The sequence below is a fragment of the Rhodanobacter sp. MP7CTX1 genome, assembly GCF_014205795.1.
Classification (GTDB): domain Bacteria; phylum Pseudomonadota; class Gammaproteobacteria; order Xanthomonadales; family Rhodanobacteraceae; genus Rhodanobacter.
This window is the reverse complement of record NZ_JACHCN010000004.1, coordinates 176,461-194,174: the sequence shown is the minus strand read 5'-3', so window position 1 is coordinate 194,174 and position 17,714 is coordinate 176,461. Positions and strand designations below refer to the sequence as shown.

At 63.6% G+C, this 17,714-nt stretch carries 17 protein-coding genes; 9 read left to right on the top strand and 8 right to left on the bottom strand.

The features are described 5' to 3' along the window. Window positions 1–154: 154 nt before the first annotated feature. Window positions 155–715 (bottom strand): N-acetylmuramoyl-L-alanine amidase, encoded by a 561-nt coding sequence (locus tag HDE77_RS07425; RefSeq protein ID WP_184416521.1) that lies wholly within the window; start codon window positions 713–715, stop codon window positions 155–157. A 90-nt stretch (window positions 716–805) separates the two neighbouring features. Here HDE77_RS07425 and HDE77_RS07420 point away from each other — a divergent pair, with 90 nt between their 5' ends. The 5 genes from HDE77_RS07420 to egtD all read left to right on the top strand — a co-directional run bounded on the left by HDE77_RS07420 (window position 806) and on the right by egtD (window position 6,498). Beyond that, the gene (locus HDE77_RS07420) at window positions 806–1,333 is read left to right on the top strand and encodes an alpha/beta fold hydrolase (RefSeq protein WP_184416520.1); all 528 of its coding nucleotides are present in this window, start codon (window positions 806–808) and stop codon (window positions 1,331–1,333) included. After that, complete coding sequence (rlmKL, locus tag HDE77_RS07415; RefSeq protein ID WP_184416519.1) at window positions 1,330–3,516, top strand: bifunctional 23S rRNA (guanine(2069)-N(7))-methyltransferase RlmK/23S rRNA (guanine(2445)-N(2))-methyltransferase RlmL; 2,187 nt, start codon at window positions 1,330–1,332, stop codon at window positions 3,514–3,516. The genes HDE77_RS07420 and rlmKL overlap by 4 nt, the downstream gene beginning before the upstream one ends. Before the next feature lie 64 nt (window positions 3,517–3,580). Further along, window positions 3,581–4,000 (top strand): hypothetical protein, encoded by a 420-nt coding sequence (locus tag HDE77_RS07410; RefSeq protein ID WP_184416518.1) that lies wholly within the window; start codon window positions 3,581–3,583, stop codon window positions 3,998–4,000. A 264-nt stretch (window positions 4,001–4,264) separates the two neighbouring features. Continuing rightward, the gene (gene egtB, locus HDE77_RS07405) at window positions 4,265–5,515 is read left to right on the top strand and encodes an ergothioneine biosynthesis protein EgtB (protein ID WP_184416517.1); all 1,251 of its coding nucleotides are present in this window, start codon (window positions 4,265–4,267) and stop codon (window positions 5,513–5,515) included. Continuing rightward, window positions 5,512–6,498, top strand: a complete 987-nt coding sequence (gene egtD, locus HDE77_RS07400; protein WP_184416516.1) for an L-histidine N(alpha)-methyltransferase — start codon at window positions 5,512–5,514, stop codon at window positions 6,496–6,498. The genes egtB and egtD overlap by 4 nt, the downstream gene beginning before the upstream one ends. 71 nt (window positions 6,499–6,569) lie before the next feature. On the opposite strand, the gene HDE77_RS07395 is transcribed toward egtD, so the two are convergent. From HDE77_RS07395 to HDE77_RS07370, 6 genes are all read right to left on the bottom strand, one after another. Beyond that, window positions 6,570–8,075, bottom strand: coding sequence for a peptidase S10 (locus tag HDE77_RS07395; RefSeq protein WP_184416515.1), 1,506 nt, complete (start codon window positions 8,073–8,075; stop codon window positions 6,570–6,572). 119 nt (window positions 8,076–8,194) lie between these two features. Further along, a complete protein-coding gene (trxC, locus tag HDE77_RS07390; protein WP_184416514.1) occupies window positions 8,195–8,638 on the bottom strand; it encodes a thioredoxin TrxC in 444 nt (147 codons plus the stop codon). Between the two features lie 108 nt (window positions 8,639–8,746). After that, complete coding sequence (locus HDE77_RS07385) at window positions 8,747–9,835, bottom strand: aromatic ring-hydroxylating dioxygenase subunit alpha (RefSeq protein ID WP_184416513.1); 1,089 nt, start codon at window positions 9,833–9,835, stop codon at window positions 8,747–8,749. Between the two features lie 125 nt (window positions 9,836–9,960). Then, entirely contained in the window at window positions 9,961–10,737 is a 777-nt protein-coding gene (locus tag HDE77_RS07380) for an SH3 domain-containing protein (protein WP_184416512.1), read from the bottom strand. Between the two features lie 173 nt (window positions 10,738–10,910). After that, window positions 10,911–11,513 (bottom strand): peptide-methionine (R)-S-oxide reductase MsrB, encoded by a 603-nt coding sequence (gene msrB / locus HDE77_RS07375; RefSeq protein ID WP_184416511.1) that lies wholly within the window; start codon window positions 11,511–11,513, stop codon window positions 10,911–10,913. 116 nt (window positions 11,514–11,629) lie between these two features. After that, a complete protein-coding gene (locus tag HDE77_RS07370) occupies window positions 11,630–13,348 on the bottom strand; it encodes a cytochrome c biogenesis protein DipZ (protein ID WP_184416510.1) in 1,719 nt (572 codons plus the stop codon). A 194-nt stretch (window positions 13,349–13,542) separates the two neighbouring features. Here HDE77_RS07370 and HDE77_RS07365 point away from each other — a divergent pair, with 194 nt between their 5' ends. Further along, window positions 13,543–14,208, top strand: a complete 666-nt coding sequence (locus HDE77_RS07365) for a sigma-70 family RNA polymerase sigma factor (protein ID WP_184416509.1) — start codon at window positions 13,543–13,545, stop codon at window positions 14,206–14,208. Between the two features lie 5 nt (window positions 14,209–14,213). Next, window positions 14,214–14,867, top strand: a complete 654-nt coding sequence (locus HDE77_RS07360; protein WP_184416508.1) for an NrsF family protein — start codon at window positions 14,214–14,216, stop codon at window positions 14,865–14,867. A gap of 45 nt (window positions 14,868–14,912) precedes the next feature. Here HDE77_RS07360 and HDE77_RS07355 read toward each other — a convergent pair whose 3' ends face one another. Then, window positions 14,913–15,395, bottom strand: a complete 483-nt coding sequence (locus tag HDE77_RS07355; RefSeq protein WP_184416507.1) for a YajQ family cyclic di-GMP-binding protein — start codon at window positions 15,393–15,395, stop codon at window positions 14,913–14,915. 117 nt (window positions 15,396–15,512) lie between these two features. Between HDE77_RS07355 and HDE77_RS07350 the strand changes: the two genes are divergently transcribed. Beyond that, window positions 15,513–16,691 (top strand): NAD(P)/FAD-dependent oxidoreductase, encoded by a 1,179-nt coding sequence (locus HDE77_RS07350; RefSeq protein WP_184416506.1) that lies wholly within the window; start codon window positions 15,513–15,515, stop codon window positions 16,689–16,691. Window positions 16,692–16,780: 89 nt separating this feature from the next. After that, window positions 16,781–17,674: an NAD(P)-dependent oxidoreductase gene (locus HDE77_RS07345; protein ID WP_184416505.1), complete on the top strand. Its 894-nt coding sequence runs from the start codon at window positions 16,781–16,783 to the stop codon at window positions 17,672–17,674. Window positions 17,675–17,714: the final 40 nt, after the last annotated feature.

The following is a 17,714-nucleotide window of genomic DNA, read 5'->3' as shown; positions in this document are numbered from 1 at the left end:
CTCGATAGGGCGTGAAGCGAGATTATAGCGGGGCACCAGCTCTACTCCGTCCTCTGCTTGCAAGGGAGGGTTGGGAGGGCCCTTGATCGTGTTCGTGAGCAAGCAAGAGTCACCCCCTCCCAGCCTCCCCCTGCGAGCAGGGGGAGGCGCGCAGCTACGGAGCCCCGATACGCGTCAGCCCGCTGCCGTCCAGCACTTCAGCCCATGGAAACATCGGGCCCGGGTCGAGCTTGCGGTGGATCTCGATGGCCGGGTCGTCGCTGGCGGGCATCATCGCGGTATCCAGATCCTCATGGCCGGCGATCTGCCGCAGGCTCGGGAAGTCACGCCGCAACTGGGCGAGCAGGGCTTGCAGCGCGCGGATCTGGGCGGCCGGGTAGGGCTCGGTCATCTGCTGATGATGCGAGTCCCACCAGTGCGGGTACCGGCCCAGGTTCACCAGCTCGATGCCGATCGAGTTCGGGTTATGGCCGCGGACATGGTTCGCCACGCGGGTGCCGGGGACATAGCGGTGGATCGTGCCGTCGCGGTCAATGTAGTAGTGGCCGCTATTGCCGGTGCCGTTGTCATGCAGCGCCCGTTCGCCGTACTCGCGGGCGGTGGCCATGTCCGGCAGTTCGGTGCAGTGGATGACCACCCGCTCGACGGCGTCGGCGGGTCGCTCGGGCAACTGGTCGATATAGGGCAGTGGTTGATCGTGAATGGCTGGCGGCATGGACCAAGTCTCGCATGGGGCCAGGCCGGGCGGAAACGCCGCCTGTTACGATGCACGCCTTAGCTTTCTGCAGTTTCCATGGAGACCGCCATGCGCGGCCAGATCATTCTTTCGCACGGTTCGGATTCCGGCCCGGACGCGACCAAGGTCAGCACGCTGGCACAGCTGGCCGAATCGCTGGGTTGGCGCACGCAGCGGCCGGACTACCGTGACGACGATGCGCGTGGCCATGCCGGTTCGGTGGCGCCGCGGATCGCCCGTTTGCGAGCCACCATCGAGGAGCTGGCCGAGCCGCCGCTGCTGGTCGGGTCGAGCATGGGCGCATTCGTGTCCGGACTGGCCTCGCTGGATGTGCCGGTGGCCGGTCTGCTGCTGCTGGCCACGCCAAGTGCGATTCCCGGTTATGCGCGGGCGTTCGATCTACGGCACGGCGTGCCGACGCTGCTGATCCACGGCTGGCGCGACGAGGTCTGTCCGTTGGGTGGCGTGCAAACGTTCGCCGCGCAGCGTCGATTGCCGCTGCTGGTGCTCGACGACGACCACCGGCTGGGCGCCAGCATGGACGTGATCGCCGCACAATTTCGCTTGTTGCTGGACCAACTGGCGGAGGCTGCATGAGCCACTATTTCGCCACCTGCCCGAAAGGCCTGGAATACCTGTTGCGCGACGAATTGATCGCGATCGGTGCCAGTGACGTGCGAGAGGCGCTGGCCGGTGCGCATTTCTCCGGCACGCTTGAAACCGCCTATCGCGCATGCCTCTGGTCACGCATGGCCAGCCGCATCCTGCTACCGCTGGCCGAGTTCGATGCGGCCGACGACGATGCGTTATATCGCGGCGTACAGGAAATCGACTGGAGCCAGCATCTGGCCGCGCATGCCACCTTCGCGGTGGACGCCGGCACCGCGATGAGCAAGCTCACCCATAGCCAGTTCATCGGCCTGCGGGTGAAAGACGCGGTGGTCGATCAGTTCCGTCAGCGCGACGGCAATCGGCCGGGCATTGACACCGATGAACCGGACATCCGCATCAATTTGCGCCTGCGTCGCGATCGCGCCACGCTGTCGCTGGACCTGGCTGGCTCGCCGCTGCATCGGCGTGGCTGGCGCGAAGTGCAGGGTGAGGCGCCGCTGAAGGAAAATCTCGCCGCGGCGATGCTGCTGCGCGCGCGCTGGCCCGAGGTCTATGCGGCCGGCGGCGCCCTGTTCGATCCGATGTGCGGCTCCGGCACCTTGCTGATCGAAGGCGCCTTGATGGCGGCCGACGTGGCGCCTGGCCTGCGTCGCGAGTATTTCGGCTTTCTCGGCTGGCAGCAGCACGATATCGCGCTGTGGCGCAGCTTGCTGGACGAGGCGAAACAACGCGCCGACACCGGTCTGCGCGGATTGCGCAGCGTGTTCTTCGGCAGCGATGCCGACCCGCGCATGGTACAGACGGCCAAACGCAATGCGCAGGAAGCGGGCGTGGCCGGCTTCTTCACACTGGACAAGCAGGACATGGCGCACGCCGCGCCACCGCCGGGCGTCGACTACGGCCTGGTCATCACCAATCCTCCGTATGGCGAACGGCTCGGTGAGCGCGCAGAGATGCCGAAGCTCTACCGTACCCTTGGCGACGCGCTGCGCTCGCGTTTCAGCGGCTGGCGTGCCGCCGTGCTGGCTGGCGACGTGGACCTGGGTCGCGCGATGCAGTTGCACGCGGACAAGCGGTATGCCCTTTACAACGGCGCACTGGAAACCGTGCTGCTGACGTTTGATCTGAGCAAGCGCGATGAAGCGCCGCGCGAACCGAAGCCGCTTTCGGCTGGCGCGCAAATGCTGAAGAACCGGTTGGAGAAAAACCTCAAGCATCTGCGCAAGCGGTTGATTCGCGAAGAGATCCAATGCTGGCGCGCGTATGATCAGGATCTGCCTGAATATGCCGCCGCGATCGATGTCTACGGCGACACGCAAGGCGACGATCATTTGCATATTCAGGAGTATCGGGCACCGGCGGATGTGCCGGCCGACGTCGCCCGGCTGCGCTTGCGTGAAATCGCTCGCGTCGCTGGCGAAGTACTCGGCGTGCCACGCGAACGCATTGCGCTGAAAACCCGCGAGCGCGGGAAGGGCGGATCCAAATACGGCCAGCTCGATCAGCGCAACGAGTTCATCGAAGTGCAGGAAGGTGGCCTGGATTTCCTGGTCAACCTCACCGATTACCTCGACACCGGCTTGTTTCTCGATCATCGACTGGTCCGCGCAAAAGTACGCGAGCTGGCGCAAGGGCGCTGTTTCCTGAACCTGTTTGCCTATACCGCGACGGCCAGCGTTTACGCGGCGGCTGGAGGCGCGCTGGAAACCACCAGTGTCGACCTTTCGGCGACCTATCTTGAATGGGCGTCGCGAAATCTTGCGTTGAATGGATTCAGCGGCGCCAGCCACCGCTTGATGCAGTTCGACGCGCTGGACTTTCTGCAACGCGACCGCGAGCACTATGGGCTGATCTTTGTCGATCCACCCACTTTTTCAAACTCCAAACGCGCCGATGACTTTGATGTGCAGCGCGATCACGTGAAGTTGCTGCACGCCTGCGACGACCGGCTGACGCGCGATGGCGTGATCGTGTTTTCCAACAATTTCCGCCGCTTCAAACTTGATCGCGAGGAGCTTGAAAAGCGCTTCGAAATCGAAGATTGGACCGTGCCGAGCATCCCGTTCGACTTTTCCCGTCGCGCTGATATTCACGGCTGCTGGCTGCTTCGGCGGCGCCAGTCTGACGCCGCGATAAACCCCTGGGATAACGCCCGGATCAAAAAGTAAACGCTTCAGTCCACATTAAGCCCGAGAAGCCGAGCATAGGTCCCGTATCAACGGAGAAAGCGTCATGACCAAACGTTTGAGTGGTGCTGGCAAGTTGTTGGCTTTGGGCCTTGCGGTAGCGGCGACGGTGGCAATGCCACTGACCGCGTCGGCAGAGGGCTGGGGCGGTCATGGCGGCTACGGCTACCATGGTGGTGGTTACCATGGTGGTTATGGCTATCGCGGTGGCTACGGCTATCGCGGCGGTTACTGGAGTGGCGGTCGCTGGATCGCTGGTGCGATCGTTACCGGTGCGGTGATCGGTCTGGTGGGCAGTGCACTGGCCCCGCCGCCGGTTTATTACGGTCCTCCGGTGTATTACGGCGCACCGGGTCCGGTCGTCTATCAGAGCGGACCGCCGGTGGTGTATCAAAGCGGACCGCCGGTTGTTTACAACGGACCGGCACCGACAACCTACATTCGTGACGACGGTTACGGCCACTGATCTCACGGTCAGCTGCCAAGCAAAACAAGCCCGGCAATGCCGGGCTTTTTGTTTTTATACGCACACCGCACTGCACCACGCTGATTGAATCGGGTATGGCGAATCACCCGGGATTCGCTCATGCGACTGCGATCATTTTGCCATCTGCCGATCACATGATTTGAACAGTTGGCCCGGCATGCTTCGCGGCATGTTTTTTAACGATCCACGCCCAACGACCTCCCGCACGACGACGGTGCTGTCGGCTACGCGGAGGCGACCCTGATGACGACCTGGCAGTCCTCCACCCCGGTCACGGTTGCCCAGCGCTTTCAGCAGGTGCGTCAACAGACGCTGGCACTGTGTGCCGGTCTGAGCGCGGAGGACCTGCTGGTGCAGTCGATGCCGGATGCCAGTCCGGGAAAATGGCATCTGGCACACACCAGCTGGTTCTTCGAGCAGTTCGTGCTGGGGCGCGATCCGGCTTATCGGCCGCGGGATCCGGCGTGGCTTTACCTGTTCAACTCCTACTATCAATCGGTCGGTCCGATGCATGCCCGGCCGCAACGCGGGCTGCTGTCGCGGCCTTCGCTGGACGAAGTGTGGGCGTATCGCCAATACATCGACGAGGCGGTCGGCGAGTTGCTGATCGGCGACGACGATCCGGAGTTGGCCGCACTGGTCGAGCTGGGCCTGCAGCACGAGCAACAGCATCAGGAGCTGCTGCTGACCGACATCAAGCATGCGTTCTGGTGCAATCCGTTGCAGCCGGCGTATCGCGGCGCCATCGCCGCTTCAACGGGCCCGACACCGGTGCCGCTGCGCTTTGTCGATGGCCGCGAAGGCATCATCGAGATTGGCCACCGTGGTGAGGGTTTTGCGTTCGACAACGAAACGCCACGACACCGCACGTTGTTGCAGCCACACGCACTGGCGAACCGGCTAGTGACCAACGCCGAATACCTGGCGTTTGTCCACGAAGGCGGCTACCGCGAGCCGGGCCTGTGGCTGTCTGATGGATGGGCCACCGTACAGGGCGAAGGTTGGCAGCATCCCATCTACTGGCAGGCCGACCTGGCCAGCGAGTTCACCCTTGCTGGGGTGCGCGCGCTGGATCCGCATGAACCGGTTTGTCATATCAGCTATTTCGAAGCCGAGGCGTTCGCGCGCTGGGCTGGAGCACGGTTGCCGACCGAAGCCGAGTGGGAGTCAGCTGCACAGGGCGTCAAGGCCGGCGGCAATCTATTGGATAAACAGCGCTATCAACCGCGCGCGAGCAGCGACGGCGACGGCATCACGCAGTTGTATGGCGATGTCTGGGAGTGGACAGCTTCTCCGTATGTCAGTTATCCGGGCTTTCGCCCGCTGCCCGGTTCGCTGGGCGAATACAATGGCAAATTCATGTGTGGGCAGTGGGTGTTGCGCGGCGGTTCCTGCGTGACGCCGCGCGATCACATCCGAGCCAGTTACCGCAATTTCTTTCCACCCCATGCCCGCTGGCAGTTTGCCGGGCTACGACTGGGACAGGACCGATGAACGTGGAAGCCTGTGGCGTCAGTGACGACGATCGTCGCCCGCCGGTTAGTGATTTACTCGAAGTTGCCCAGCGTGGGCTCGCGCTCAAGCCCAAGCGGCTGCCGTCGTGGCTGTTCTACGACGAGCACGGCTCCCGGTTGTTCGAGCAGATCTGCGAGCAGCCGGAGTACTACCTTACCCGCTGCGAAATTGCGCTGATGGACGAACACGCCGGCAGCATTGCCGACGTGCTGGGTAGCGAAGTGCGTCTGGTCGAATACGGCAGCGGCAATGCGCGCAAGACGCACATCTTGCTGCAGCATCTGCAGGCACCGGTAAGTTATGTGCCGGTCGAGATTTCGTCGGAACCGCTGCGGCAGAGTGTGGGGCGGCTGGCCAGGGAATTTCCGCAGCTGCCGTTGCAGCCGTTGTGCGCAGACTTCAGCAAACCGCTGCGCTTGCCGATTCCGCCCAGCGCGCCGCGACGCACGGTGGTGTATTTCCCCGGTTCCACCATCGGCAATTTCGAGAACCGCGAAGCTGCCGCGCTACTACGCAAGATGCGCAACGAAATGGGCGATGCCGGCGGCATCCTGATCGGGGTGGACTTGAAAAAGGACCCGGAGGTGATCGAGGCGGCCTACAACGACCGCGCCGGCATCACCGCAGCGTTCACCCTCAACATGCTGACCCGGCTGAATCGGGAGATCGGCAGCAACTTCGAACTGTCGGCCTTCGGTCATCGGGCGCACTACAACCAGATGATCGGACGGATCGAGACCCACATCGTCAGCCACCGCGAGCAGCAGGTCAAAATGGGACGCGCGAGCGTGGCGTTCCGCGAGGACGAGGCGATCCAGGTCGAATACAGCTGCAAATATTCGTTGGCCGACTTTGCTGCCCTGGCCGCCAAGGCGGGCCTGGCCGTGCTGCGTGTATGGACCGACCCCCAGCAGATGTTCAGCCTGCAATATCTGGTGCGCGCGAGCACGGTGGCTCGCTGAACGTATTGGCGCGCCATCCCCTGGTGAAGCAGCATGGAGCGCGCGTTGCACGCGCTCCATGCCGAGTTCTGTTACTTGGCGCCGTATAGCGCCTGCACGTCGGCGGTCAATGCCGACTGACTGTCGTTGCGTGCGTAGAACATGTGGCCGCCTGCGTATTCCTTGACCTGCACGCGGGTGGGATCACCCATCGCCGGCATCTGATCGACGATCAGCACTGAGGCCATGAACGGGCACGACAGATCGTCCCAGCCGTGTGCAATCAACACGCGCAGGCCCGGATCGTTCGCCACCGCTTCGCGCAGCTGCGACACCGAGCCCTTGTTGGCGTCGTCGTCTTCATGCCACAGCTTGTTCACGTCGTAGCTCAGCGCGTTGTAGCGACCTTCATATTTCCAGCCCACGGTCTGGGTGACGAAATTGACCATCGCGCTGGTGGTTGGCGCGATGATGCCGTTGAGGATCGGATCGCCGGTTTCCTGATGCGGTGCGTACGGGAACGGGTCCCAAGCGGTGACGTTGGAGTCGTAGCGGCTGCCGAGCTTGCCTTCGGCGCGGTACACCTCGCGCAGGTAGGCCTGGGTCTCCAGCCGGCCGCCGGAGCGTTTCACGAACAGCGGATCGAGTCCGGTCAACTCGGTGACCTTGCTGACCACACGATCGGCCGTCTGCGGATCGGATCGGCCCTTCATCAGATCGGTGGCGTATTCGCTACGGGTGTAGTCGATGACCGAGGCCATCGCCTGCGGGGTCAGTTTGTGTTCGCGCTCCAGATGCGCGGCCGCAATCGAAGGCAACGTGAGCATCCAGGGCAGCGGCGACACGTTCTCGTCATCCGACGCCGCCGGATCGAGATACGGCGACAGCAGCACCACACCGTTCATCGCCACACCGAGCTGGGTCTGCAGATAGTCGGTGATGCGCGGGCCACGGAAACCGCCGTAGCTTTCGCCCACCAGATACTTGCGCGAGGTCATGCGGCCGCTCTTGACCAGCCAGTCGTAGACGATGCGCGAGAGATACTTGATGTCGTTGTCGGTGCTGTAGAACTGCTTGGTTGCTTCCTTGTCGTCCACCAGTGCACGGCTGTAACCGGTGCCGACGGGATCGATGAAGACCAGGTCGGTGAAGCCCAGCCAGGTGCCGGGGTTGTCGTGCAGGGTGGCTGGCTGCGACGGCGTGTCGCCTTCGACGCCGAAGTTCACCTTCTTCGGGCCGATCGCACCGAAGTTCAGATAGACCGAGGACGCGCCAGGGCCGCCATTGAGCGCAAACGTCACCGGCCGATCTTTGCCGGGCATGGTGTACGCAGTGAACACCACCTCACCGATGGTGGTGCCCTTTTCATCGCGCACCGGCAGCGAGCCTACGGTGACGGTGTATTTGAGGGTTTTGCCACTCACCGTGGTGCTTTGCGTCACGTGCGCATCCGCAGGGAACGGCGGCAGGTGAAAATCACTGGTGCTGGCCGCGTCCGCTGCGGGTGGTGGCTTGTGTGCATCGGCCGCCAGTGTCGTGGTGTTGAGACCCGCCAGCACCAAGGCGGCCAGCAGGGTGAATTGCAGAGACTTGCGCACGAATCATTCCCCTCGGATCAAAGATCCAAGCCTAACTGTCCGTGACACGTCCGGAGTGTGCATAAAGGCATGGGTGCAGGGGCTTGCCAAATCCCGCCAGGTACCTTTCGGCTGCCCGTTCAACGCTGCGCCAATGCACCTTCGACGAACTGCTGCAGCTGGGCCGCGTTCAGCGCTCCGGACTGTCGCGCGATCTCGCGGCCCTGGCGCAACATGACCAGTGTAGGAATGCTGCGGATGTTGAAGCGTTGCGCCAGTTGTGGCTGCGCTTCGGTATCCAGCTTGGCTAGCCGCAGTCGTGGTTCGAACTTGCCTGCGGCCTGTACGAATACCGGCGCAAACGAGAGGCAGGGCCCACACCATGGCGCCCAGAAATCGATCAGCACCGGCAGATCACCGCGGCCGGCCACGGAGTCGAAGTTGCTGGCGGTCAGTTCCACCGGGTGCCCGTCGAACAGGGCTTGCTTGCAGCGGCCGCATTGGGGGTGCTCGCCGACACGATCGGCCGGTACGCGATTAAGCGCGCCGCAATGCGGGCAGGGAATAGCCAGTGGGTTACTCATGACGGACTCCGACAATAGCTGGGCGCATCGCGCCATGCCCGGCAAGATGGCGGCGGCCTTGCGCAAACCCAAGTCGGCATTCAGGTAACGGATGCTTACCTGTATGTATCAGGCACGCTCCTGTGAATCTCGATAGGCACGGCGCAGCAATTCATGGAAGTGGTGCACGGCATTTTCGCGCAGCGGATTCAGCCGACCAGCTTCGTAAGAGCCCGAGGCGAGGCCGCGCTGCACGTCCTGACAGATGGTTACGTCCTCGTCCTGTACTTCGTCGCTGAACGCGATGTCGTTCGCACGGCGTGCCAATGCTTCGGCTCCGCTGTCCGCAGCGTAGAAGAAGTCGAATTCCACCCGGCAACGGTCCACACCCAGCGGCAGCACGCGATTGGTTTGCAGGCGGCCGGGCAGGATGTTCAGCATCGCGTTTGGATACAGGAAGTAGTACAGCGCCTCGCCGCTGCCGTAGAGGTCGGCGCCGCTTTCCAGCGGGCTGAACTGGAACGAATACCAGGTCGCCGTTTCGGTGATGTAGCTGCGGTAGTCGAGCACGCTGTTCAGGCCCGGATGGATATGCGGTACGTGGTAACCCTCCAGGTAATTGTCCACATAGACCTTCCAATTGCACGCCACCTCCCAGCTGGCGCGATGATGGAATTCGTAGCCGTCCAGCGCACGATCGGGGCCAAGCCGCGCATCGATGCCGGCGACAAAATCTTCGAACGGCGGCGCCTCGCCGGTGGCGACAAATACCAGCCCCTGCCACACCTGCACGCGCACTTCAGGCAGGCGAATGTCGGCGGGGTCGAAGTCCGGCGTGCGTCCCATTTCCGGCGCGCCGCGCAATACGCCATCCAGCCCATAGGTCCAGCCGTGGTAGCGGCAGCGCAACGCGGTGGCGCCACGGCCATCGCAGCTCGCGATGGGGCCGGCGCGATGCCGGCAGACATTGTGGAACGCGCGGATGGTTGCCTCGTCGCTGCGCACAATCAGCAGCGGCAGGCCGGCGATCGTGGTCACCACGTGATCGCCCACGCCACTCAATTGCGACTGATGGCAGACCAGTTGCCAGCTGCGTGCGAACACGGCATCCGCATCCAGCGCGGGTGCGCGGGGATCGGTATAGAACCTTGCAGAAAGCGCCAGCGCATGTTCCAGCGACTGCGCGACAAGCACATCGGAAGAGAGCAGGTCAGCCATCGGCGATACGTCGGTCAGGGGCGATGCCTGAGTATCGACCGCCGATCTGTCTACGGGAAGAGGCCATCGGCCGGGATGATCGTCGATCACCCCGGCCGGTTGTCAGCTCACGACAAGGCGATCAATCAATGGCCGCCGTTGTCGTTGTGATCATCACGATCATTTTTCTTTTCCGGCGGCCTGGCTGGCGGCCTGGATGCCTCGGGGTTGCCGTGTTGCTGTACCCGATAGTCCTGAGCCGGATTCGCGGGGCGCCCCTGATTGCCAGGAGGCGCATACACGGGGCGCCCCTGATTGCCAGGTGCCGCATATTCGGGTCGTCCCTGATTGCCAGGGGCCGCATATACAGGGCGTCCCTGATTGCCGGGCTCCGCATACACGGGACGCCCCGGAGTAACCGGCCCCAGGTGTCCAGGTCGCTCGTCGGCGTGCTCGTATCCCGGCATCGGGTGTACCGGCCCGTTGTACGGATAGCGCGACGGCGGCGGAGGCGGGCGACGCACGTAGGGGCGGTTGTACCAGGTCGCGCGATCGCCGTAGAACGGTCGGCTGCGGTAGTACCGATCCCAGTAATCGCCGATCACGAAAGTAACGACCGGGATCCCGATCTGCGCCCCATACATGGGCAGCAGCACGGGCTGATTCTGGTAGTCGTACTGGATGTAGTTCCCGGCGACCCAGCCGCGACTGCCGTAGGCGATCACATCGCACCACTCCCAGCCATCGGTGCAACCCTGCACGCCGACTTCCGTGCCCGCCGGAATCTGCGCGACCAGCGGGTAGCTCGGATCCGGTCCGGCGAACAGATCGACGTTGTCGGTGACGTAGGCGTCCTGCGCTTGTGCGAGCACGGGGATGGCAAGGGACAGTGCTGCAAGGGCACACCAAACCAAACGTTTCATTGTGCTGTCGATCTCCGGCGAGTGAGTAGTCAATACGACTGCCCGTCTGCGGGCGCAGTGGGCGGAGGCATTATGCACTGCCGGATTTGATGCTGCGGACTCCGTAAAACGTCTGCTAGGCATGCATTAAGGCAGCTTCGCCGGACTCAGCGCGGTGTCTGGCGAAGCTGTACTCAGCCGGTGGTTCGCGGAACGAAGCGCAACGCCACCGAGTTCATGCAATAGCGCAGTCCGGTCGGTTGCGGACCATCGTCGAACACGTGGCCGAGATGGCTGTCGCAGCCGGCGCAACTGATCGCGGTGCGATCCATGCCAAAGCTGCTGTCTGCATTCTGAATCACATTGCGCTTGGCGATCGGCTGCCAGAAGCTCGGCCAGCCAGTGCCGGAATCGAACTCGGTCGCTGCGTCATACAGCGCCGTGGCGCAGCCCATGCACCGAAACAGGCCTTTGCCGTTGGGCCGCTCATGCGGGCCGCTGAACGCCATCTCGGTGCCGGCGCGACGCATGATGTTGAATGACGCCGGCGACAGCCGTTGCCGCCATTGCGTGTCCGTCAGCACCAGCTTGGGCACCTGCTTTGGGCCAAGGTCACGGCCGTCGTCGCCAAAGATCTCCAGCAGAACATTGCCGGGCTTGCCGACGGGCTGGTTGTCGGCAGCGAACAGGCGCGGAATGATCAGCCCGCCACCGGCCACCAGTAGAGCGCCGCCGGTGACAGCCGCGCGCAGGAAGCGGCGGCGATCCATCGCGAGGGTTTCATCGATGCGTGACATGTGAGCCTCCGTAGGTTTGTCTGCTTTCTGTGGGAGCGACTTCAGTCGCGATGCCTTTCGGTGTCATGTCTAAAGAGCAATCGCGACTGAAGTCGCTCCCACAAGAGCAGTTCGGATCAGCCGAACGTGAAGGCATAGGCCTGGACGCCGGGGTCGAGGAATTCGATCTCGAACAAACGCTCGCCACTGCCGTTGGCTTGACGTACCAACTGGTATAGCCGCTGTTCGCTGATGGTGCCGTTGCCGTCGGCATCGGTATCCGTGCCGTGATCGACACCGGGTGCCTTGCCGTCGATGGTGACGCGGAAGCGGACCGGCTTGCCGTCGTTGGCGGGGCCAAGCACCAGGTGCAAGTCGCGGCCACGAAAACGATAGACGATGCGTCCGCCGGCCTTTTCCAGTTGTGCGCTTTCACCATGCACGGTCCAGCGGCCATCGAGCGCCCACTGATCGGTGCCGAGCGTGCCGGCCTGGTAGTCCCATGGGTCGTCGTGCGCCACCTTGCCGCCGACGAAATTTTCGGCACGGGCATAGCCGACATAGGTTTCCGGTGACTGGGTGGGATCGCGCGACGCCGCCGCTTCCACGCCTTCACGCATGCCGCTGACGTAGCCGCCGGGCAGATCTTTCTGGCCAGCCGCGGTCAGCAGCTGGCGAATCACATCCTCGCTTTCCTGATAACCACCCTCACCGAAATGGTGGTGACGAATCTGTCCCTGCGCGTCGATGAAGTAATGCGCCGGCCAATATTCGTTGTTGAAGCCCTGCCAGATGGCGTAGTTGTTATCCAGCGCGACCGGATAGTCGACGCCCAGATCCTTGACCGCCTTGGTGACGTTGGCCGGATCCTTCTCGAATGCAAACTCCGGCGCGTGCACGCCGATCACCACCAGGCCGTGATCCTTGTACTTGTCGGCCCAGCCACGCACATACGGCAGCGAGCGGATGCAATTGATGCAGGAGTACGTCCAGAAATCGACCAGCACGACCTTGCCGCGCAGCGACTCGACGGTCAGTGGCGGACTGTTGATCCATTGTGTGGCCCCGGCCAGCGACGGCATCTGACCTTCCACCGGCAACGGGTCGCCGGCCTTCAACACCGGTTCGGCGGCGGGTGCCGGGGTCACCGCATTGATCAGCTTCTGTTCGATGCCGCCAGTACTGGCCAGCGACACGCGGGTGAGCAGGCCGGTGTCCAGCCCGAGCGCAATGCAGGCCACGCCGGCAAGCACCAGCACGCCGAGTACGCGGCGTACCCATTCACCGGCGCCCAGCGAGCGCTTCATCAACGCGAAGACCTTGCCGCCGATCAGCAAGGCAAGGCCCAGCGAAGTCGCCGCACCTCCCGCATACGTCAGCAACAGCAAGGTGGTCTGCACGCTGGCACCATTCAGCGCCGCGCCGGTCAGCAGCAGGCCCAGGATCGGACCCGCGCACGGCGCCCACAACAGCCCGGTGGCGACGCCGAGTCCGGCAGCCGACCAGATCGAATCGCCATCGGTCGCCGAACGCTGCGACAGCCGGTTGCCCAGCGCCACAAACGGACGGGTGATCCATTCGGCAAGATGCGTCGACAGCAGGGTCAGGCCGAGGAACGCCAGCACCACCAGCGCGATGATCCGGCCGTACTGGTTGGCATGCACCGCCCAGCCCCCTCCCAGCGCCGCCAGCGTAGCCACCGCGGCAAACGTGATCGCCATGCCCAGCAGCATGGGCAAGCCATTGCGCATGAACGGACGATCGGAGCGGGCAAACACGAACGGCAGCACCGGCAGGATGCAGGGACTGAGGATGGTCAGTACGCCACCAAGGTAGGCGAGGATCAACACGAGCATGGGAGCGTTATCCGTTGGGGTTGCATGTCTATTCGCAGTAAGGTTGGTTGCGGTTACTTCGGGCGAGATTGCACCGCGCGGCGGTGGTTTTCAGCGCCAGTGCCAGCAACGATCCCTTGTGCTGATCCAGGTACGAAGTAACTCCGGTGCCGGATGCGGCGAATGCCCCTGTGAATCCCCGATCTGGAGCGGAGATGCCGCAAGCCTTGACCGCAACCGGCTTCATGGGTCTAGATAGTGACCTTTCCCTATGGGCGAGTGTCAAACAGACCGTGTCAGCCGAATCCGCCGCTGTAAGTAACAGCGACTCGCCCGATCAGCGTCGGGCGGCGTGGATGGCGGCTGCCCAGGCCGGCGACCGGCGCGCCTACGAAAAAGTGCTGGCCGATTCGATCGCGCTGATACGCGCGGCGGCACGGCGACAGGGCGTCTCGCCGGATCAGCTCGACGATGTGGTGCAGGAAACCCTGATCACGGTGGATCGCGTGCGCCACACCTACGACCCGAGTCGTTCGTACGATGCGTGGCTCAGCGCGATTGCGAGCCGTCGCGCGATCGATGCACTGCGCAGCCGCGGTCGGCGCGGCAGTCGGGAGGTGCACGACGAATTTGCGCTGGATCGCCATCCCGATGTCGACGATGCCAGCGCCGCCACCGAAAGCGAGCAACGGGCGCGGCGCCTGCGTGCGGCAATTGCCGAGTTGCCGCCGGGTCAGCGTGAAGCCGTGGAGCAGTTGGGTCTGCGCGAGCGCTCGTTGAGCGAGACGGCTGAACTCACCGGGCGCAACACCGGCGCCTTGAAAGTGAACCTGCATCGCGCGCTGAAAGCGCTGCGCGAGCGTTTCCATGGAGAACTGTGAACACCATGCCTGACCAACGATCACATGCGGCATTGATCGGCCAGCTAGGCAGCGGACTGGTGCCGGTACGGCGGCTGTTGCCGCCGTGGCTGCGCACGGCCGGCTGGCTGCTGGTGGTGGCTGCGATCGCGGCGGTGTTGTTGATGCATTACGGCATGAGTGGCATGGAGCGCCGCTGGAGCGCGGCGCCGGATCTGGCGTGGGCCGGTGTCGGTGCGGTGGTGACCACGATCTGCGCGGCGTGGGCCGCATTCGCACTCAGCGTGCCGGGACAGCGCGGCCTGTGGGCCTGGTTGCCGTTGCCCGGCGCGTTGCTGTGGATTGGCGCCAGTGGCCTGGGCTGCCTTAGCGTCTTGATCGAGCCGGGAACCCACATCACCAGCCTGCATCAGTCCAGCGACTGCCTGGTGTTCATCATCACTTTCTCGATTCCGCTGTCGGCGTTGCTGATCGTGCTGCTGCGTCGCGCCTTCCCGTTGCGGCCGATACTGACGGCCGTCATGGTGGGTCTGGCCAGCGCCGCCGCGTCGGCCAGCCTGCTGGAGATCTGCCACGCCTACGATGCCGCCGCGACCGATCTGCTGACACATGCACTGGCGGTGACCCTGGTCGTGGCTGCGAATGCCGCGATGGGCGGCCGGTTGCTTTCCAGGGCTTGACGACTTGCGCTCCTTCCCCTGCTGTAGGGGAGGGGGGAATCTGGATCAGTCGCGGAAGTTGTCGAACTGCAGCGGCAGCTCGACGTCGGCCTTGCGCAATACCGCCATGGCCTCCTGCAGATCGTCGCGTTTCTTGCCGGTGACGCGCAGCTTTTCGCCATTGATCTGCGCTTCGACCTTGAGCTTGGCTTCCTTCAGCGACGCGACCAGCTTCTTTGCCACCGGCTGTTCGATGCCCTGCTTGATGGTGATTTTCTGCCGCGCGCCGCCCAGGTTCACTTCGGGATCGGCGGCGTCCAGTGCGCGGATGTCGATCTTTCGCGCGACCAGTCGGCCGCGCAGGATGTCCAGCATCTGCTGCAACTGGAATTCGCTTGGAGCGCTCTGCGTGATGACGAACTCGTCAAGCGTGAAGTTCGCGTCCGAGCCCTTGAAGTCGAAGCGGGTGGACAGCTCACGGTTGGCCTGATCGACCGCGTTGGTCAGTTCGTGCTTGTCGACTTCGGAGATCACGTCGAAGGAGGGCATGGCGACAATTCTCGGAAAGTGGTGGAGGGGCAGTAGGCCAGTGTAAGCGATGCAGCGCGAGGTCGTGGGTGGATAATGCCGCGCGGCGACGCAAATCAGGATGAAGGCGATGGCGGAATGAAAGTGGACGTATTGATCATCGGTGCCGGCGCCGCCGGACTGATGTGTGCTCTCGCGGCGGGCCAACGCGGGCGCCGGATATTGGCGGTCGATCATGCGAACAAGGTGGGCAAGAAGATCCTGATGTCCGGTGGTGGGCGCTGCAATTTCACCAACCTCGGCGTCACCCCGGGCCAGTACCTGTCGGCGAATCCGCATTTCGCCAAGTCCGCACTGGCGCGCTATACGCCTGCCGACTTCATCGCGCTGGTCGAGAAGCATCGCATCGCGTATCACGAGAAGGAACTCGGCCAGCTGTTTTGCGATGACTCGTCCAAGCAGATCGTGCGCATGTTGCTGGACGAGTGCGCCGAGTCCGGCGTGACGATCGAGGCGAATTGCGGGGTGCAGCGGGTGCGCAAAACGCCTGAAGGCTTCAGCGTGTTCACCGCGCGTGGCGAAGTGCACGCCGAGTCGCTGGTGGTGGCCAGCGGCGGCCTGTCGATTCCGAGCATGGGTGCCAGCGGCTTCGGTTACGAACTGGCGCGCCAGTTCGGCCACACGGTGCTGCCGATACGCGCGGGCCTGGTACCGCTGACCTTGAGCGGCAAGCATCAGGAGCACTACCAGGATCTGGCCGGTGTTGCGCTGCCGATGGTGGAAGCGCGGGTTGGCAAGCAAAGTTTTCGGGCGGGACTGCTCTTCACCCATCGCGGTATCAGCGGGCCGGCGATCCTGCAGATTTCCTCTTATTGGCAGCCGGGCGACGATCTGCGCATCGACCTGTTGCCGGATCAGGATGTCGGCGTGTGGCTTGTCGAACAGCGTGGGGCACGGCCAGCGGCCGAACTGAAAACCGTGCTTGGCGATGCGCTGCCCAAGCGGCTGGCGCAGCGCCTGTGCGAGCAATGGTTCGAGAGCCGCCCGATGCGCCAGTATCGCGAGGCCGAATTGACGCAGATCGGCGCGCAGCTCAACGCGTGGCCGATCACCGCCAGCGGCACCGAAGGCTACCGCACCGCCGAGGTGACACTCGGCGGTGTCGACACCGACGGCCTGTCCTCCAGCACGATGCAATCGAAGCTTGTTTCAGGGCTTTATTTCATCGGCGAAGTGGTCGATGTCACCGGATGGTTGGGCGGCTACAACTTCCAGTGGGCATGGGCTTCGGGGCAAGCGGCGGGCGAGGTGGTGTAGGTATTCCTCGCCTCTGGACGCTTCCGCTTTCGCACGTCGTGAACGTGTTGAATGCTTCACTGCCCGCAATCAACGATGAAGGAACCCGTATGAAAGTAGGATTTATCGGACTTGGCGCGATGGGTAGCGCAATGGCGAGCAACCTGATTGCCGCTGGCCATACGTTGACGGTGTGGAATCGTTCCGCGGCCGCCACCGAGCCGCTCGCATCGCTGGGTGCCAAGGTGGCGCGCACCGCGGACCGGGCTGCGCAGGGCGATGTGCTGTGCAGCATGCTGGCCAACGATCAGGCCGTGCGTGAGGTCTTCCTCGATGGCGGACTGCTGGATGCGATGGATCGCGGCACCGTGCATGTGAATCACTCGACGATCTCGGTGGCGCTGGCGAAGGAACTGGCTGCCGAGCACGCCAAGCGTGGCCTGGACTATATCGCCGCGCCGGTGTTCGGACGTCCGGACGTGGCGGCCGCGGCGAAGCTGAATATTCTTGCGGCCGGTAGTCCTGCCGCGATCGAGCGCGTGCGACCGTTGCTGGAGGCGATGGGCAGCAAGCTGTGGCCGATGGGCGATGCGCCCGAGCGCGCCAACGTGGTGAAGATCGCCGGCAACTTCATGCTCGCATCGGCGATCGAAAGCATGGCTGAAGCGACGGCGCTGACGCGTGCTTTCGGCGTCAGTGCGGCTGATTTTCTTGAGGTGATGACCAGCACCCTGTTCGCTTCGCCGGCTTACCAGATTTATGGCAAGCTGATTGCCGAGCAGCGCTTCAAGCCGGCCGGAATGAGCTTGCCGCTCGGGCTGAAGGATGTCGAACTCGCCTTGACAGCTGCCTCGACGGCACGCGTACCGCTACCCTTTGCCGGTGTGTTGCGCGACGGCTTGCTGGAAGCGCTGGCGGCCGGCGATGCGGAGCTGGACTGGTCAGCCCTCGCGCTGGTCGCTGCGCGTCGGGCGCATCTGGACGAGCGCGAACAACCGTCGTAAGGCATGCCTGGCGACCCTCATGGGTTTCAGTCCACAGCCG

Excerpts from the sequence above, each read along its gene's own strand:
- HDE77_RS07365 (WP_184416509.1), top strand. The coding sequence starts at position 13,543 with ATGCCGCAAGCCTTGACCGCAACCGGCTTCATGGGTCTAGATAGTGAC.
- msrB (WP_184416511.1), bottom strand. The coding sequence starts at position 11,513 with ATGTCACGCATCGATGAAACCCTCGCGATGGATCGCCGCCGCTTCCTG.
- HDE77_RS07355 (WP_184416507.1), bottom strand. The coding sequence starts at position 15,395 with ATGCCCTCCTTCGACGTGATCTCCGAAGTCGACAAGCACGAACTGACC.
- HDE77_RS07420 (WP_184416520.1), top strand. The coding sequence starts at position 806 with ATGCGCGGCCAGATCATTCTTTCGCACGGTTCGGATTCCGGCCCGGAC.
- HDE77_RS07380 (WP_184416512.1), bottom strand. The coding sequence starts at position 10,737 with ATGAAACGTTTGGTTTGGTGTGCCCTTGCAGCACTGTCCCTTGCCATC.
- HDE77_RS07410 (WP_184416518.1), top strand. The coding sequence starts at position 3,581 with ATGACCAAACGTTTGAGTGGTGCTGGCAAGTTGTTGGCTTTGGGCCTT.
- HDE77_RS07425 (WP_184416521.1), bottom strand. The coding sequence starts at position 715 with ATGCCGCCAGCCATTCACGATCAACCACTGCCCTATATCGACCAGTTG.
- HDE77_RS07360 (WP_184416508.1), top strand. The coding sequence starts at position 14,214 with ATGCCTGACCAACGATCACATGCGGCATTGATCGGCCAGCTAGGCAGC.
- egtB (WP_184416517.1), top strand. The coding sequence starts at position 4,265 with ATGACGACCTGGCAGTCCTCCACCCCGGTCACGGTTGCCCAGCGCTTT.
- HDE77_RS07345 (WP_184416505.1), top strand. The coding sequence starts at position 16,781 with ATGAAAGTAGGATTTATCGGACTTGGCGCGATGGGTAGCGCAATGGCG.
- HDE77_RS07370 (WP_184416510.1), bottom strand. The coding sequence starts at position 13,348 with ATGCTCGTGTTGATCCTCGCCTACCTTGGTGGCGTACTGACCATCCTC.
- HDE77_RS07385 (WP_184416513.1), bottom strand. The coding sequence starts at position 9,835 with ATGGCTGACCTGCTCTCTTCCGATGTGCTTGTCGCGCAGTCGCTGGAA.
- rlmKL (WP_184416519.1), top strand. The coding sequence starts at position 1,330 with ATGAGCCACTATTTCGCCACCTGCCCGAAAGGCCTGGAATACCTGTTG.
- HDE77_RS07350 (WP_184416506.1), top strand. The coding sequence starts at position 15,513 with ATGAAAGTGGACGTATTGATCATCGGTGCCGGCGCCGCCGGACTGATG.
- egtD (WP_184416516.1), top strand. The coding sequence starts at position 5,512 with ATGAACGTGGAAGCCTGTGGCGTCAGTGACGACGATCGTCGCCCGCCG.
- trxC (WP_184416514.1), bottom strand. The coding sequence starts at position 8,638 with ATGAGTAACCCACTGGCTATTCCCTGCCCGCATTGCGGCGCGCTTAAT.